The sequence below is a fragment of the Fodinicola acaciae genome (assembly GCF_010993745.1).
Lineage (GTDB): Bacteria > Actinomycetota > Actinomycetes > Mycobacteriales > HKI-0501 > Fodinicola > Fodinicola acaciae.
In genome coordinates this window covers 1,083,851-1,098,997 of the sequence record NZ_WOTN01000003.1, presented here as the reverse complement: position 1 = coordinate 1,098,997, position 15,147 = coordinate 1,083,851, and the positions used below count along the sequence as shown (strand labels likewise).

Genomic DNA, 15,147 nt, shown 5'->3' with positions numbered 1-15,147 from the left:
ATGCGGGGCACCTGCCAAGCATGTTGTGAAGATGCACGGCAGACTGGGTGTACCACATTCTGCGGCGTACGGGAGGCGTGGTGGGGGTCTTGGCGGCCAAGTCGGACAACGTGCTGGTGTCGTGGCTGCAGCGCGCGATCGATGCCGGCATCGACGGCATCGGTCCGTTTCGCGGTGCGCGCGACCTGGTCGATCCGCTGCGGCGCAAAGGCATGTCGGCCGAGGAGATCAGCGCGCGGCTGGTGAAGACGCAGTGCGGCCACGCGGCGTTGCAGGGCGCGGTGACCAGCGTCGGTGGCCTCGTGACCGCGGCGATCGGCGCGCCGGTCGGCCTGGCCGCGACGCTGCTGGTGCAGGCCCGGCTGACCGCGGCGATCGCGTACGCGCACGGCCACGACCTCGCCGACCTGGGCGTACGCGGCGCGATCGAGTCGTGTGTCGCCGGCACGGCGTCGTCCGAGGCGGCCAAGAGCACCGGCGTCACGGCGGGAAAGAAGGCCGCCGGCGTGTTGCTGCCGCGCGTGCAGGCGAAGGCCGCGCAGCGAGTCGCCACGCGGGTCGCCGCCGGGAAGTCCGCAGGCTTCATCGCCTCGCGGGTCGCCTCGACCGGTGCCAGCAGGATCATCCCGGTGGTCGGCGCGGTGGTCGGCGGTGTCTTCGACCTGGTGTCCACCAAGCGGGTCGCCGACCGCGCGCGCCGGTTGTTCGCGAGCACGCCGTACGGCCCCAACGTCATCGACGGCGAGGTCGTCGACTGACGGTGTGGCGGTGCCTACGGGCCTGACCGTCAGGCGTGCTCGCCGACGCAGAACTCGTTGCCTTCCGGGTCGGTCAGCACGGTCCACACGATGCCCGGCTGGCGGTGCTCGGCCTTCACCGTGGCGCCGAGCTTGACCAGCCGCTCGGTCGCCGCCGCGCGCGTCTCGCCGTCGCCGCGCAGGTCGAGATGGATCCGGTTCTTGCCGGCGCGCGGCTCCGGCACCTTCTGCAGGCCGACGTTGATCCCGCCTTCGCGGCCGAGGAACACGAACTCGCCGTAGTCGCCGAGGATGGCCAGATCCAGCGCCGGACCCCAGAACTCGGCGAGCTTGCGCGGGTTGTCGCAGTCGATGGTCACCATCGCGATGTTCAGTGTCATGGTCGCCAACGTAGCGGCCGCCTCCGACAGTTACGAGGTTGCGTGTGCGCCGGTCATGAGCGCGGCCAGGTCGTCCGGACGCAGGAAGGACGGCGGCGGAGGCGGACCCCAGTTGAACAGGCCGCGCGCGCCGTCCAGCACCTCCGGCGTCCAGAGCTGGTCGTCGACGATGCAGTCCATGTCGGAGTAATACTCGGAGAAGTTGCCGGCCGGATCCTTGAGATACCAGAAGAAGTTGGAGCCGGCGTGGTGCCGGCCCAGGCCCCACACGTGCCGCTCCGGATGGTCCGCGAGCATCGCGGCGGCACCTCGGCCGACGTCGTCGATGTCGGCGACCTGCCACGACGTGTGGTGCAGGAAGTTGACCGGCGCGCGCAGCGCGAGCACGTTGTGATGGTCGGTCGAGCAGCGCATGAACGCACCGGCGTCCTTGATGTAGTCGCTGGTCCGAAATCCCAGCCCCGCGGTGAAAAACCGCTGTGTGGCCTCAGGGTCGACGGTGCCGACAACGACGTGACCGAGCTTGTATGGTCGTACGGCCGACTCTCGCAGCACACCCGGCGCACGCTCGCCGGTCCGCTCGACGCGGCCGGGCCCGTTGTAGGCGGTCGGCTCCAGCGCCGGCTGCTCCAGCCGTGCGGAAACCTCAACGGTCACGCGGAAACCGGCGACCGGCTCGACCGCCTCCAGCCGCTCGCCGGTGCGTTCGGCGGCGATGTCCAATGTGGACAGTTGACGGCCGATCCGGTCCAGGTCGTCGATGTCGTCGGCGCCGACGGTCATCGCGACCAGCCGCCGGGTCGGTGCACGTACGACCCGGAGCTGCTGGCCGCCGTCGATGGTGGACAGCCAGCCGTCGGCGACCGGCGTCAGGCCGAAGTCGGCGTAGTAGGCGGCGGTCTCGGCGACATTTGGCACTCCGACGGTCACGGAGGTGAGCCGGTGCAACGACATGTCCGCTCCTGCGGAGTAATCACCATGATGAATAGGACGTAAACCTTGCCGCTGGTCCGGCGTACGTGTCAAGGTGGTCCGCCACGCCGACGAGGGGAGATCCGGTGGACGCTGCTTCGCCGCGGGTCGAGGTGGCCGCGTTGCGCAATCCACCGACCCGCGCGGAGATGGCCGCCGACCGGATCGCCGCGCTCGCCGCCGAGCGCCCACCAGGTGCGCGGCTCGGCACCAAGGAGGACCTGCGTGTGCACTGTGGAGTGTCGGTCGGCACGCTCAACGAGGCGCTGCGGCTGTTGCAGGCGCGCGGGTTGGTGACCGTACGGCCGGGCCCCGGCGGTGGCCTTTTCGCCGCCGAGCAGTCGCCGATGGTCCGGCTCGGCAACTCCGTACTCGCGCTGGACACCGGCCAGGCGTCGGTCGCCGAGGCCGTACGCATCCGCGACGCTCTCGAGCCGCTGCTGGTCGAGGACGCGATGTGGCATGCGAGCCCGGCCGATATCGCTGCCATGAAAGCGAAAGTCGCCGACATGGCGGCGGCCGCCCAGGCGCTGGACGCGACCGCGTTCCTGCACGCCAACTGGTCGCTGCACGCGCGGATCGCCGCGGTGAGTCCGCATCCGATCCTGCGGTCGCTCTACACCAGCCTGCTGGACCTCATCGAGTCGCACACGCTCGGCGCGCTGCCGGCCACCGGTGATCCGGAGTATCTGGCCGGCCGCCTGGTGCTGCACGCCGACCTCGTCGAGGCGATCGCGGCGCGGGACTCGGCGGCGGCCGTACGCCTTGTCGCGCAACACAATCCGGCGCCGGCGTCGTAAGTGGGCCGGTCGCAGGGACTCCCTACGTGCACGGCTCGTGGCGGGCCGGACTGCGGCGAGAGATCAGGGAGACCGGCCCGCTGTCGGCGGGGCCGGCGCCGCCATCAAGATCATTTTCGCTACTTGGGTAAGTAGCCACGCGAACCCACCCCCCACCCGATTTGGGTGGGGGCCCAGATTGGCACAGGGGTAGGACAGTTTCGCGCCGTAGCGGATACTTTCGCGGCTACCGGCCGGTCCAGGTGGGACGTTGTTTGGCGAGGAAGCTGGCCACGCCGGTGGCGAAGTCGGCGCTGCCATAGACCTCGGCGAGGATGTCGTCGTCGGCCGGCAGGGAGGAGTTTCGCAGGCGCCGCAAGGATTCGCGCGTTGCCCACATCGTCAGTGGCGCGTGTGAGCTCAGCGTGCGTACGAAATCGCCGACCAGCTCGGGCAGCTCCGCCGCCACGCACACCGAAGAAAGAAAACCGGCGGCCAACGCCTCGCCGGCCGGGATCAGCCGTGCGCGTACGACCATGTCGAGCAGGCGGGCGGCGCCGAGGCGCGACTCCAGCAGTGCGTAGGTCTTGACCGACAGGCAGTTTCCGAGCGTACGCGCCACCGGGATGCCGATTTGTGTGTCGTCGGTGGCGATCCGCACGTCGCACGCGGAGGCCAGTGGCACACCGGCGCCGACGCAATATCCGGTCAGTACGGCCAAAGTCGGCACGCGGACGCTTTCGACCCGGTCGAGCACGTCGGAAACGCGGGCCTCGTACGCGATGCCGTCGGTGCCGGAAAACCCGGCGAACTCGGAGATGTCGGTGCCGGCGATGAAAGCCTCGCCGCCGGCACCGCGCAACACCAGGACCTTGACGCCGTCCTCGGCGTCGGCCCGGTCGCAGGCCGCGACCAGGCCGTCGTACATCTTCGCGGTCATCGCGTTGCGTTGCCGCGGCCGGTTGAACGTGACGGTCAGCGCCGCGCCGTCGCGCTCGACCAGCAGGTCACCGGACATTACCGGTTGTCGATCCCGACATAGTCGCGCTCGCCGGGGCCGATGTAGATCTGCCGCGGCCGGCTGATCTTGAACGCCTTGTCGTCCATCATCTCCCGCCACTGCGCGATCCAGCCAGGCAGCCGGCCGAGCGCGAACAGCACGGTGAACATCCGGTTGGGGAAACCGAGCGCCTTGTAGATCAGGCCGGTGTAGAAGTCGACGTTCGGATAGAGCTTGCGCTCGATGAAATACTCGTCCTTCAGCGCGTGCTGTTCCAGCTCCACAGCGATGTCCAGCAGCGGGTCGTCGACGCCCAGCTTGTGCAGCACGTCGTCGGCCATCTTCTTCACCAGCGCGGCGCGCGGATCGTAGTTTTTGTAGACGCGGTGGCCAAAACCCATCAGCCGGACGCCGGCCTCGCGGTTTTTCACCTTGGCGACGAAACTGTCCACGTCGTCGTCGCTCTGGTGAATGTTTTCCAGCATTTCCAACACGGCCTGGTTGGCGCCGCCGTGCGAGGGACCGGACAGCGCGTTGATGCCGGCCGCGATCGAGGCGAACAGGTTGGCCTGCGCGGAGCCGACCGTACGCACCGTCGAGGTCGAGCAGTTCTGCTCGTGGTCGGCGTGCAGGATCAGCAGCAGGTCCAGCGCGGCCCGCGCGGTTTCGTTGACCTCGTACGGCTCGGCCGGGAAGCCGAAGGTCAACCGGAGGAAGTTTTCCACCAGGCCAAGGGAGTTCTCCGGATAGAGGAACGGCTGGCCGACCGACTTCTTGTACGCGTACGCGGCGATCGTCGGCAGCTTGGCCAGCAGCCGGATGGTGGACAGCTCCACGCTCGCCTTGTCGGTCGGGTTGAGGTTGTCCTGGTAGAACGTGGAAAGCGCGTTGACCGCGGAGGCGAGCACCGGCATCGGATGCGCGTCGCGCGGAAAACCGTCGAAGAACCGCTTCAGGTCCTCGTGCAACAGCGTGTGGTGGCGGATCTGGCTGTCGAATTCGGCCAGCTGCGCGGCGGTCGGCAGCTCGCCGTAGATGAGCAGGTAGCTGACCTCCAGGAAGGAGGACTGCTCGGCCAGCTGCTCGATCGGATAGCCGCGGTAACGCAGGATGCCGGCGTCGCCGTCGATGTAGGTGATCGCGGACTGACAGGAGCCGGTGTTCACGAAGCCGGTGTCCAGTGTCACCAGGCCGGTCTTCGCGAGCAGTTTGGAGGAGTCGATCCCGGAGTTGCCTTCGGTCGCCGGGATGATCGGCATCTCGAGCTCGCCGCCCGGGTAACGAAGGACGGTGGTGCTCTGGTCTGTCATCAAGGGGCCTTTCGTCCAGGGCGGGGAGGGTCCAGATCGTGGAGGGAACTCCCCTTCATAAGACCTACGCGCCGGTAACGCACGCAGGTAGAACGCTACTCGTCCGGCCACCCGGCGGCACCTCTACCAGAGCCGGCAGTCCGCTTTGCCGGGTGTGATTTTTCTCCAACGCACAGCCGGTAACTGTCCTGCTAGGACCGATTCTGTGGATAACGTGTGAGCGCCGTGGCCAGCTCAGCGGCGGTCGGTGGGTCGGCACCCTCACGCGTGCATGTCAGGGCCGCCGCGACCACCGCGGCGCGTACGGCCGGACCGACCGCGTCGGCGAGTCCGCTTTCGGCCAGCGCGCGCGACAAACCGGGACCAAGCGCGCCGGCGCCGGCCAGGCCGTGCAGCAGCGTACCGGCGAAACTGTCGCCGGCGCCGACGGTGTCGACCAGCTCGATCTTCGGCGCCGCCACCGAGATGTGCTCGTCGCCGGCGACCGCCTCGGCGCCGTCGCCGCCGCGGGTCAACACGACCAGCGCTGGTCCGGAAGCGGCCCACTGCGCCACCGCGGCCGACGGATCACGACTTGGATAAAGGTGGTCGAGGTCCTCGTCGCTGACCTTCACCAGCTGCGACATCCCGACCAGCCGCTCGACCGTGGCGGTCACCTCCGGACCGGTGCCGACGATCGAGGGCCGAAGGTTGGGGTCGAAGGCCAGCGTGACCGGCCCGGCGACACGTTGAGCGAACGCGGCGATGGCAGCCGCGCCCGGCGGCTGGAGCGCCGCGATCGAGCCGATCAGCAGCGCGCGTACGGAATCCGGAAGTTTCTCCGGCAACTCGCCCGGCTGCCACTGCCAGTCGGCCGTGCCGGTGACCCAGAAATCGTACGAGGCGCGGCGCTGGTCGTCGAAGGACACGACCGCCAGCGACGAAGGTTGCGCCGCCTGCACCAGAAAACGGCCGTCGACGCCGTCGCTGGCCAGTCTTTCCCGGATCTGCCGGCCAAAAGCGTCCGAGCCGATCCGCGCCAGCAACGCCGTCGGCGTGCCGAGCCGCGCGGCCGCGACGGCGGTGTTCGCCCCACTGCCGCCGAGAATCGGCTGCAGCAGGCCGTCGCCGGCGGGTACGAGATCGACGATGTTCTCGCCTATGACAGCGATAACCGGAGAACTCATGGAACCTGGTCGAAATCGACGAGCGAGTACGCCTTCAGCTTGGTCAGCGAGTGCCAGCTGTCGATCACCCGGATCGTGCCGCTCTTGGACCGCATCACCAACGAGTGCGTCGCCGCGCCGCCGCGCCGATACCGTACGCCGCCGAGCAGGTCGCCGTCGGTGACGCCGGTCGCGCAGAAGAAGACGTTGTCGCCGCGTACCAGGTCGTCGGTGCGCAGCACGCGGTCGAGGTCGTGGCCGGCGTCCAGCGCCTTTCGCCGCTCGGCGTCGTCGCGCGGCCACAGCCGGGCCTGGATCTCGCCACCCATGCATTTGAGCGCGCAGGCGGCGATGATGCCTTCCGGCGTGCCGCCGATGCCCATCAGTACGTCGACCGAGGTGGTGTCGCGTGCCGCGGAGATCGCGCCGGCCACGTCGCCGTCGGAGATGAACTGGATGCGAGCGCCGGTCTCGCGCACCTGTTTCACCAGGTTTTCGTGCCGCGGCCGGTCCAGGATGCAGACCGTCACGTCGCCGACGCCGGTGTCCTTGGCCTTCGCGATGCGCTTGATGTTCTCGGCGACCGGCGCGGTGATGTCGACGACACCGGCGCAGTCCGGGCCGACCGCGAGCTTTTCCATGTAGAACACCGCGGACGGGTCGAACATCGCACCGCGTTCGGACAGCGCCAGCACGGCGATCGCGTTTGGCATGCCCTTGGCCATCAACGTCGTGCCGTCGATCGGGTCGACCGCCACGTCGCACTCCGGACCCGTGCCGTCGCCGACCTGCTCGCCGTTGTAGAGCATCGGTGCGTGGTCCTTCTCGCCTTCGCCGATGACCACGACACCACGCATCGAGACGCCGTTGATCAGCTGCCGCATCGCGTCGACGGCCGCGCCGTCGCCGCCGTTCTTGTCGCCGCGGCCGACCCACCGGCCGGCCGCCATCGCGGCCGCCTCGGTCACCCTGACCAGCTCGAGCGCCAGGTTGCGGTCCGGTGCCTCCGGGTTGCGTACGGTCGGGTCGCCCTGGTGGGTCCCCAGGTCGGCCGGGTCCGGACCGTTGCCGCCGACGCGGCCGTGCTCATTCACTTTCTGCCTCCCCAGTGTCTGGCTAGCAGCTTAGAGGTCGCGCAGATACGGGAGCGGGCGATTGCCGAGCCCGGGCGCCGCCTGCCGGCACCGACGGGACCAGCCAAAGTAGCGCTGCTACGACGGCCGGCCCCGCGGCACCGGCAGACGACGCCTGGATCTCGACTCGCACCCACTCCCGTATCTGCGCGACCTCTTATGGGGTGGTCGTACGGTTAGGGAGTGAGCAGCTCATCCGTCCCGTCCCGGGCCAACCCCATGTTGCGCAACATGGCGCTCAGCCTCGGGCTCCTGCTGGTGCCGATCGTCGCGCTCGTGCTGATCTGGCAGTGGCTCTCCGGCGGTCCGGCGACCGTCGACCCGTCGTCCGCGTACGACCAGGCACGCGCCGCCAACCGCTATCCGGTGCTGGAGGCGCGCGGCCTGTCCAACTGGTCGGTGACCCGCGCCGATGTGACGCTGGGCAGCGGCGGCACGGCGACGCTGCGGGTCGGCTTCATCAGTCCGACCGGCGGTCCGGCGCGCCTGGTGCAGAGCGACGTGGCCGTGACGACGCTGCTGCCGGACGAACTCGGCGGCGTACGCCCGCCGGTCGGTGCGCGTACGGTCGGCGGCCGCGACTGGCAGGTCTACACCGGCCGCGACAAGGAGCGCGCGCTGGTCTACCAGCAGCCGAAATACACCGTGCTGGTGATCGGCCAGATGCCGGACTCCGAGCTCAACGCCCTAGCCGCCTCGCTGCGCGCTTAGGCGTTGCGCGCGGCTCGCGCCGCGTCGAGTTTCTTGCGTGCGCCGTCGAGCCACGACTGGCAGGCGTCGGCCAGTGCCTCGCCGCGTTCCCACAGCGCCAGCGACTCCTCCAGCGGCACGCCGCCGGTCTCCAGCTTCTGTACGACCTGCGCGAGCTCGGCGCGAGCCTGCTCGTAGGACAGCTCGGCGATGTCGGCGTTGGGTTCAGCCACAGGTCCGATCGTACGGCTCACATCACCGCGGCGAGTCGCCGCGCGACCGTCACGGCGTTGGCCGACCAGTCGGCCGGCTTGGAACCGTCCAGCGCGGGGTCGAGGCCATAGTCGACGACGACGGCGGCGTTGCCTTTCACGAAGACGACGCGAGCCTCCCAGGGGCTCACGCACCATCCCACGTACGCCAGATCGCCGACGCCGGTCAGCGTCCTCACGTCTTTCAGCGCCTTTCTGGTAACCGCCACCGCGGCCGCCGCCGCCACCGTCCCGGAGACCATTTCCTGTTTCTCCGTGGGAAAAACGGTGATGATCACCCAAAGGCTCGACGTCTGGCCGCTGTCCAGCGACGCGCCATCCCAGACGCACTCGTGCTGGTAGGCCTTCGGTCGCTGGTCCTCTCGGCAGCTCACCTCGGCGGTGCCGCCGGAGGCGCCCACCTTGGCCGCGTCGGCCGGCATCACCTGGTCAGGACGCATCGCGTCGTGATATCGGTCCGGTGTGCCGCGGACGCCCATGTAGAGGCCGGTGCCGACGAGCACGACGCCGGCGACCAGGCACAACACGATCAACAGGCCGCCGAGTCCGATGCCGATCCACAGGCCCTTACGGCGCGGCTTCGGCGGTGCCTCCGGCGGCGGTGGCGCGAGCTGAAAGTCGCCGGGCCGTGGCACCGGCGGCGGTGTGTCGTTCATGTGCTCCCCGTTTCTCCAACCGCATGCCGGAGCGTGCCCGACCAGGAGAACCGGCGCCATCGGCTGATCGGTCAACGCAGCCGGCGGACCATTTCCCGCGCGACCCGGTCGCTGGCCGACCGCCAGCCCGCCGGCGCGATGTCGGCGGTGGCGGCGACCGACAGCCGCTCGGTGTAGGTCGCCTGCACGGTCACGTTGGAGATCGCCACCGCGGTCACGACTTTGTCGGCCGTACGGTCGAAACCGCTGAAGGCGCGATCGCCGAGTTTGGGGATGTCGGTGACGTCGGACAATGTCGTACGCAGTCGTGCCAGGTCCGCCAGCGCCGCCGCGGCACCGCTGACTTTCTGGGCGCTGGTGGGGAAAAAGCGGACGGTCGCGGTCAGCTGACGGATGCCCGTGCCGGTGCCGCTCTGCCAGATGCACAGCCGCCATTTCTGCACGACCAGGTCGTGGACGGCGTCACAGTAGGGCTCGCTCGCGTCCGGGATGACGATCGCGAGCGAGTCGGCGCTGACGAGTTTTCGCGGCTCGGTGGGGAAAGTCTGGAACCGGTCGTTGCTGGCCGGGGTGGAATGCAGCAGCAGTCGTACGCCGGCCACCGCCAGCACCGCGAGCGCGGCGACACAGGCGAGCGCGACCAGCCAGCCGGGGATTTTCCAGTGCCGGCGCGGTGGGGCGGGTGCGATGTCCGGCGGCCGGTAGTCCTCCGGCCGGAAGCTCATCCCGGCTCCACCGTGGCGGTCAGCTCACCGTCGGCCAGCCGCAGCCGTACCGTGTCACCACTGTCCACATCGGACGGTTGGCGGACGACGTGACCGTCTTTCCGTTGTACGACCGCATATCCGCGCTCCAGCGTCGCCGCGGGAGAGAGCGATACGACCCGCGCGCGCAGGTGCTCGATGTCGGTGCGGGCCGACTCCGTACGGTGCTCCAGCACCCGGGCCGCGCGGTCGGTCAGCGCGCGGATCTGGTCGGCCAGCTGGTCGAGCAGCACCTCAGGACGCGCGAGCGCCGGCCGTGAGCGTACGGCGTCGAGCCAGGACCGCTCGGCGTCCAGCCGGTTGTTGACCGCGCTGTCCAGCCGGCCGCGGGCGACCGCGATCCGGTCGCGTTCCTCCGACCAGTCCGGCACGATCCGCTTGCCGGCGTCGGTCGGGGTCGAGCAGCGTACGTCGGCGACCAGGTCGAGCAGCGGGCTGTCCGGCTCGTGGCCGATCGCCGACACCACCGGCGTGCGGCAGCGGAAGACCGTACGGATCAGCGCCTCGTCGGAGAAGGGCAGCAGGTCCTCGACGCTGCCGCCGCCGCGCGCCAGCACGATCACGTCGACCTGCGGATCGGCGTCGAGCGCTTCCACCGCCTCGATGATCTGCGGCACCGCCGACACGCCTTGCACGGCGACGTTCTCGATCCGCAGCTCGACCGCCGGCCACCGAGCGCGCGCGTTGGTGACGACGTCTCGCTCGGCGGCGGACGCGCGGCCGGTCACCAGGCCGACGCGGTTGGGCAGGAACGGCAGCCGGCGCTTCAGCTCGGCGGCAAACAAGCCTTCCGCGGCCAATGCCCGCTTGAGCCGCTCGATCCGCGCGAGCAGCTCGCCGATGCCGACCGCGCGGAACTCGTCGGCGCGCAGCGACAGCGTGCCGCGTGCCGGATAGAAGTCCGGACGCGCGTGTACGACGACGCGTACGCCTTCGGCCAGCGGCGTCTCACAGGCGTCGGCGACCGAGACCTTGCAGGTCACCGGCAGGCTCATGTCGACGCTCGCGTCGCGCAGCGTCAGGAAGACGACACCGCCGCCCGGCCGGCGGGACAGCTGGGTGATCTGGCCCTCCACCCACACGTCGCCGAGCCGGCCGATCCACTGGCCGATCTTGGCGCTGACCAGCCGGACCGGCCACGGCTCGTCCGGCGTACTGCGGGTGCCATCACTCACGTCCCCCAGCCTATGGCCAGAGCAGGACCTACGATGGAGGCCATGTCTTCGCCGAGGAAGCGTGTCCTGCTCGCCAAGCCCCGCGGCTACTGCGCCGGCGTCGACCGGGCCGTGGTGACGGTGGAGAAGGCGCTGGAGCTGTATGGCCCGCCGGTGTACGTACGCAAGCAGATCGTGCACAACAAGCACGTCGTCGAGACGCTGGAGAAGCGCGGCGCGATCTTCGTCGACGAGACGTCCGAGGTGCCCGAGGGCGCCATGGTCGTCTTCTCCGCGCACGGCGTGTCGCCGGCCGTCCACGCCGAGGCGGCGGCGCGCAACCTGACCACCATCGACGCGACCTGCCCGCTGGTCACCAAGGTGCACAAGGAGGCCAAGCGGTTCGCCGACGACGGCTACCAGATCCTGCTGATCGGCCACGAAGGCCACGAGGAGGTCGAAGGCACCGCAGGCGAGGCGCCGGAGGCGACGCAGCTGGTCGACGGGCCGGCCGGCGTCGCCGGTGTGCAGGTCACGGACGAGAACAAGGTCGTCTGGCTGTCCCAGACCACGCTGTCGGTGGACGAGACGATGGAGACCGTCGACCGGCTCAAGCAGCGCTTCCCCAACCTGCAGGCACCGCCGTCCGACGACATCTGCTATGCCACCCAGAACCGGCAGGTCGCGGTGAAGCAGCTGGCGCCGGACTGCGAGCTCGTACTCGTCGTCGGCTCGACCAACTCCTCCAACTCTGTCCGCCTGGTCGAGGTGGCCAAGGACGCGGGCGCCGACGACGCACGGCTGATCGACTACGCGCACCAGATCCGCGACGAGTGGCTGGACGGCGTGACGACCGTCGGCCTGACCAGCGGCGCCTCCGTACCGGAGATCCTGGTCGCCGAGGTCCTCGACCTGCTGGCGCGGCGCGGCTACGACCTGGTCGAGGAGGTCACCACCGCGGACGAGCGGCTGACCTTCCAGCTGCCGCAGCAGATCAAGCGCGACCTACGAGCCGCACAGGCCTGACCCCGCCAAACCTGTCGGCCCGCGCGCCACACTAATTTTCCGGGGGCCCAAAATCCGCCGATGACGTAATCGGAATCCGATTGCGTCATCGGACCCGTGCTGACCTGCGGTTTTCCCTCGGCCGGTGACAATCGGACACCGGCCTCGGTGACCGATTGTCACCTTGTTGACCTTCTGAATCGATCCGTACGGTCAAGAAGGTCGCATTCGGGGGTGAAAGCCGGTGTCCGAATGGCAGTCATTATGACAAAACCGCAGGTCAGCGGTCATCAGACGACGCAATCGGGATCCGATTGCGTCGTCTGACAGGAAGCTGCACGGAGGGGACCCCTCCCGGAGCGGGCGGCCAACAATGGCGGCCTCCGTACGCTCCGCGAGGAAGGCATCACGATGGACCGCCAGACGATGGCTGCTCCGGACATCCCGCCGGTGGACCGGTCACGCGACGCGCTGGCCGTCGCGCTCGGCAACGCCTCGATGCTCGGAGCCGGCTATCTGATGCTCGGCCGGCTGTGGCTGGCGCTCGGTACGACGCTGGCCAGCGGACTGCTGGTCATCCTGATGGCGACGGTGTTGCCGTACGTCTGGTTCGAGGCGCTCGTCATCCTCTGGTGGCTGGCTCTGATCGCACACGGATGGTTGTTGGCCGGCGGCTACACGCACCTGGTCGCCTCGCGTTTCCACCGGCTGGTCGCCGCCTCGGTCACGGTGCCGTTGTTGTTGTGCGTCGTGGTGCTTCGCGCCGACGCCTTCGTCATCAACTGGGGCTTCTCCGACGCTCGCCGGCATGGCGACTGCGCGCAGGCCCTGAAGATCGACGGCCGGATCTGGCTCGGCCACCGGGTCGCCGACGCGCCGCTGATGGCCGCCGACGACAACACGGCGCGGATCTGCTGGCGGCTGCAGGAGGCGCGCCGGCAGCTCGCGTCGGCGCTGAGCAGCGGCGACACCGCCGACCTGGAGTCGGCTTATCGCGGCATGGAAAGGATTCTCAGCAAGGCACCGGGACACGAGCGGATGGTGCAGGTCGTGCTCGACCCGTTCCTGCGCGGCATTCCGGCCAAGTCCCCGTGCGTCACCGCCGCGATCACCGACTGGCTCGGCCAGCGGTTCGAGAGCCACGACATGCTCGACCGCTCGACTCCGGTCGCCCGCCGAGCCGCGCCGGCCGCGCTCGCCGGCTGCGGCGACATCCTGCTCGCCGCCTCGGCCTTCGCGTCGGCGCGCGGCCGCTATCAGCAGGTGATCGACCAGTATCCGTCCAGTCCGTTCCTCGCCAAGGCGCAGGACGGCGTACGGCGGGCCACTCTGGCGATCGAGCTGGCGGACGTACGCGGCCTCATCGCGGACACCAGCGGCACCGGCTATTGCGACTATCCGGCGGCGTACAGCGGCGCACCGCCGTACAGGAAGGGTTACAACCGCACGGTCTTCCTCGGCGACGACACCTACACCCAGCACCTGCCGGCCGGCTGGCGGACCACCGACGCCGCCAACGCGACGCTGGTGGCGTGCGCCGGCGAGGCGGAGTTCGGCTCGGCCGTGCGGACCTGTCCGTATCGCGACCTGACCACCGGAGCCGGCTCGTACGTGACGTTCTACCGCGTGTCGGTGCCGATCAAGGCGTACGAGCTGCGCACCGGCAACCTGGTCGTCAACACCAAGGTGCAGATCGGCGGATCGAGCTGTCCGGATCGCCTGCACACCGCCGACCTGCAGCTGTTCGTCACGCCGTCGGCCTCCGACATCGAGGACGCCTTCCGACCGATGATCACTCGTACGTAGCGGTGCGGTGAGTGAGCGCGGCCACCGTACTCACCGCCAGCAGGACGGCGCCGATCGCGAGTCCGGCCGGTACGCCGCCAGCCCGGTCGGAGAGCAGGCCGGCCAGCAGCGGACCGCAGCACTGGCCGAACGCGAAGGCGATCGTCAGGCCGGCGATCGCCCTTCCCCAGTGGCTCGGCGGCAGGACCAGCTGAGCGCAACCGGTGACCGCGGTGACCACGCTGAGGAACGCGCCGCCGAAGAGCACCGCCGAGGCGAACCACGCCAGCGGACCCGGCACGACGACGAGCAAGGCGGCACCGATCGTCGTGAAGCCGAGCGTCAGGGCCGCAGCGTATCGCCCACGCAGCCGGCCGAGCAGCGGACTGGCGGCCACGCTCAGGCCGACCCCGCACAGGCCGAGGACCAGCCAAAACGCCGTGATCGTCGGCGGTCGCGCGCCAGCCGCGGTGATGAAGGCGATCACGAAGGTCATGTATGCGGTGTAGCCGGCGCCGTAAATGCCGTAGGCCACCAGCAGCGACACCAGCGGCCGGAACGGCATCCGGCCGCGCGCGCGGTTGCTGGCGACGGCGGCCGGCAGCTGGCGCGCGGCCAGCACGGTGAGCACCAGGCCGGCCAGGCACAGCACGCCGAGCATGACCCAGGCCAGCTGCCAGCCGTACGCGCTGACCACCGGCGGCACCGCCACGCCGGACACCGCGATGCCGATGCCTGGTCCGGTGAAGTAGAGGCCGAGGCAGAGCGCCGCGCGCCGTGGTGGCAGGTCGGCGGTGATCGCCGCGGTCAGCGCACCGCCGGCGATGAACGCGACCGCACCGGCGATGCCGCTGGTCAGGCGCAGAACGAGCAGGACGGGCACCAAGTTGGTCGCGGCCGCGGCGAGCACGGCGACGGCGCTCACGACCAGCGCGATGAGCAGCGCTCGGCGCTGGCCGAGCCGCGCCGCGACCGGTGCGGCGAGCAGCGCACCAGCCAGATAGCCGAGCGCGTTGACGGTGTTGAGCAGGCCGGCGGTCGCGTACGACCAGTGCAGATCGGCGCGCATCGCCGGCAGCACCAGTGCGTACGCGAACCGGCCGAGGCCGTTGACCGCCGCCGAGGCGGCGGTGAGGCCGGCGACCAGCAGGACGAGCGTGCCAGCCTGGTTTTTCGTCGCGCTGGAGCACTCTTCGACGGCCATGACGCCACCGTACGAGCCGGACAGTTCGGACCTCGCCGAAAAGTGGCTCACCTCACCGCGGTCCGAATTTTGGCCCCCCGAATCCACACTGACATCGCGCGGCGACAGTTTCGGCCCGCACATCCGCCGCGGCCAATGAG

16 protein-coding genes are annotated in these 15,147 nt (G+C 69.6%); 5 read left to right on the top strand and 11 right to left on the bottom strand.

Annotated features, from left to right (window positions below; genetic code table 11):
- The first annotated feature begins 80 nt into the window (after nucleotides 1–80).
- On the top strand, nucleotides 81–758 hold the full coding sequence (locus GNX95_RS31370; protein ID WP_163511284.1) for an EcsC family protein: 678 nt from the start codon (nucleotides 81–83) through the stop codon (nucleotides 756–758).
- Between the two features lie 29 nt (nucleotides 759–787).
- Here the strand turns inward: GNX95_RS31370 and GNX95_RS31365 are convergent, their stop codons facing one another.
- Together GNX95_RS31365 and GNX95_RS31360 are read right to left on the bottom strand one after the other, a co-directional pair.
- Nucleotides 788–1,138, bottom strand: coding sequence for a VOC family protein (locus tag GNX95_RS31365; protein ID WP_163511283.1), 351 nt, complete (start codon nucleotides 1,136–1,138; stop codon nucleotides 788–790).
- Nucleotides 1,139–1,168: 30 nt separating this feature from the next.
- On the bottom strand, nucleotides 1,169–2,092 hold the full coding sequence (locus tag GNX95_RS31360) for a VOC family protein (protein WP_163511282.1): 924 nt from the start codon (nucleotides 2,090–2,092) through the stop codon (nucleotides 1,169–1,171).
- Between the two features lie 104 nt (nucleotides 2,093–2,196).
- On the opposite strand from GNX95_RS31360, the gene GNX95_RS31355 reads away from it, so the two are divergent.
- The gene (locus GNX95_RS31355) at nucleotides 2,197–2,910 is read left to right on the top strand and encodes a FadR/GntR family transcriptional regulator (RefSeq protein ID WP_246281825.1); all 714 of its coding nucleotides are present in this window, start codon (nucleotides 2,197–2,199) and stop codon (nucleotides 2,908–2,910) included.
- Nucleotides 2,911–3,136: 226 nt separating this feature from the next.
- On the opposite strand, the gene GNX95_RS31350 is transcribed toward GNX95_RS31355, so the two are convergent.
- The 4 genes from GNX95_RS31350 to glpX all read right to left on the bottom strand — a co-directional run bounded on the left by GNX95_RS31350 (nucleotide 3,137) and on the right by glpX (nucleotide 7,390).
- On the bottom strand, nucleotides 3,137–3,907 hold the full coding sequence (locus GNX95_RS31350; protein ID WP_163511281.1) for an enoyl-CoA hydratase: 771 nt from the start codon (nucleotides 3,905–3,907) through the stop codon (nucleotides 3,137–3,139).
- The gene (locus tag GNX95_RS31345; protein ID WP_163511280.1) at nucleotides 3,907–5,199 is read right to left on the bottom strand and encodes a citrate synthase; all 1,293 of its coding nucleotides are present in this window, start codon (nucleotides 5,197–5,199) and stop codon (nucleotides 3,907–3,909) included. The genes GNX95_RS31350 and GNX95_RS31345 overlap by 1 nt, the downstream gene beginning before the upstream one ends.
- Before the next feature lie 191 nt (nucleotides 5,200–5,390).
- Complete coding sequence (locus GNX95_RS31340) at nucleotides 5,391–6,365, bottom strand: carbohydrate kinase family protein (protein WP_163511279.1); 975 nt, start codon at nucleotides 6,363–6,365, stop codon at nucleotides 5,391–5,393.
- Nucleotides 6,362–7,390: a class II fructose-bisphosphatase gene (gene glpX, locus GNX95_RS31335; protein ID WP_163512045.1), complete on the bottom strand. Its 1,029-nt coding sequence runs from the start codon at nucleotides 7,388–7,390 to the stop codon at nucleotides 6,362–6,364. Before glpX ends, GNX95_RS31340 begins: the two co-directional genes overlap by 4 nt.
- Before the next feature lie 270 nt (nucleotides 7,391–7,660).
- On the opposite strand from glpX, the gene GNX95_RS31330 reads away from it, so the two are divergent.
- Nucleotides 7,661–8,188, top strand: coding sequence for a DUF4245 domain-containing protein (locus GNX95_RS31330; RefSeq protein ID WP_163511278.1), 528 nt, complete (start codon nucleotides 7,661–7,663; stop codon nucleotides 8,186–8,188).
- Here GNX95_RS31330 and GNX95_RS43555 read toward each other — a convergent pair.
- The 4 genes from GNX95_RS43555 to xseA form a co-directional block, all read right to left on the bottom strand.
- A complete protein-coding gene (locus tag GNX95_RS43555) occupies nucleotides 8,185–8,400 on the bottom strand; it encodes an exodeoxyribonuclease VII small subunit (protein ID WP_246281824.1) in 216 nt (71 codons plus the stop codon). The genes GNX95_RS31330 and GNX95_RS43555 overlap by 4 nt on opposite strands.
- 17 nt (nucleotides 8,401–8,417) lie before the next feature.
- Entirely contained in the window at nucleotides 8,418–9,095 is a 678-nt protein-coding gene (locus GNX95_RS43550) for a hypothetical protein (protein WP_246281823.1), read from the bottom strand.
- Between the two features lie 71 nt (nucleotides 9,096–9,166).
- Nucleotides 9,167–9,820 (bottom strand): hypothetical protein, encoded by a 654-nt coding sequence (locus GNX95_RS31320; protein WP_163511276.1) that lies wholly within the window; start codon nucleotides 9,818–9,820, stop codon nucleotides 9,167–9,169.
- On the bottom strand, nucleotides 9,817–11,034 hold the full coding sequence (gene xseA, locus GNX95_RS31315; protein WP_343035037.1) for an exodeoxyribonuclease VII large subunit: 1,218 nt from the start codon (nucleotides 11,032–11,034) through the stop codon (nucleotides 9,817–9,819). The genes GNX95_RS31320 and xseA overlap by 4 nt, the downstream gene beginning before the upstream one ends.
- Before the next feature lie 42 nt (nucleotides 11,035–11,076).
- Between xseA and GNX95_RS31310 the strand changes: the two genes are divergently transcribed.
- Nucleotides 11,077–12,039: a 4-hydroxy-3-methylbut-2-enyl diphosphate reductase gene (locus tag GNX95_RS31310; RefSeq protein ID WP_222854066.1), complete on the top strand. Its 963-nt coding sequence runs from the start codon at nucleotides 11,077–11,079 to the stop codon at nucleotides 12,037–12,039.
- A gap of 390 nt (nucleotides 12,040–12,429) precedes the next feature.
- Nucleotides 12,430–13,824 (top strand): hypothetical protein, encoded by a 1,395-nt coding sequence (locus tag GNX95_RS31305; protein WP_163511274.1) that lies wholly within the window; start codon nucleotides 12,430–12,432, stop codon nucleotides 13,822–13,824.
- Here GNX95_RS31305 and GNX95_RS31300 read toward each other — a convergent pair.
- Nucleotides 13,811–15,007 (bottom strand): YbfB/YjiJ family MFS transporter, encoded by a 1,197-nt coding sequence (locus tag GNX95_RS31300; RefSeq protein WP_163511273.1) that lies wholly within the window; start codon nucleotides 15,005–15,007, stop codon nucleotides 13,811–13,813. The genes GNX95_RS31305 and GNX95_RS31300 overlap by 14 nt on opposite strands.
- Nucleotides 15,008–15,147: the final 140 nt, after the last annotated feature.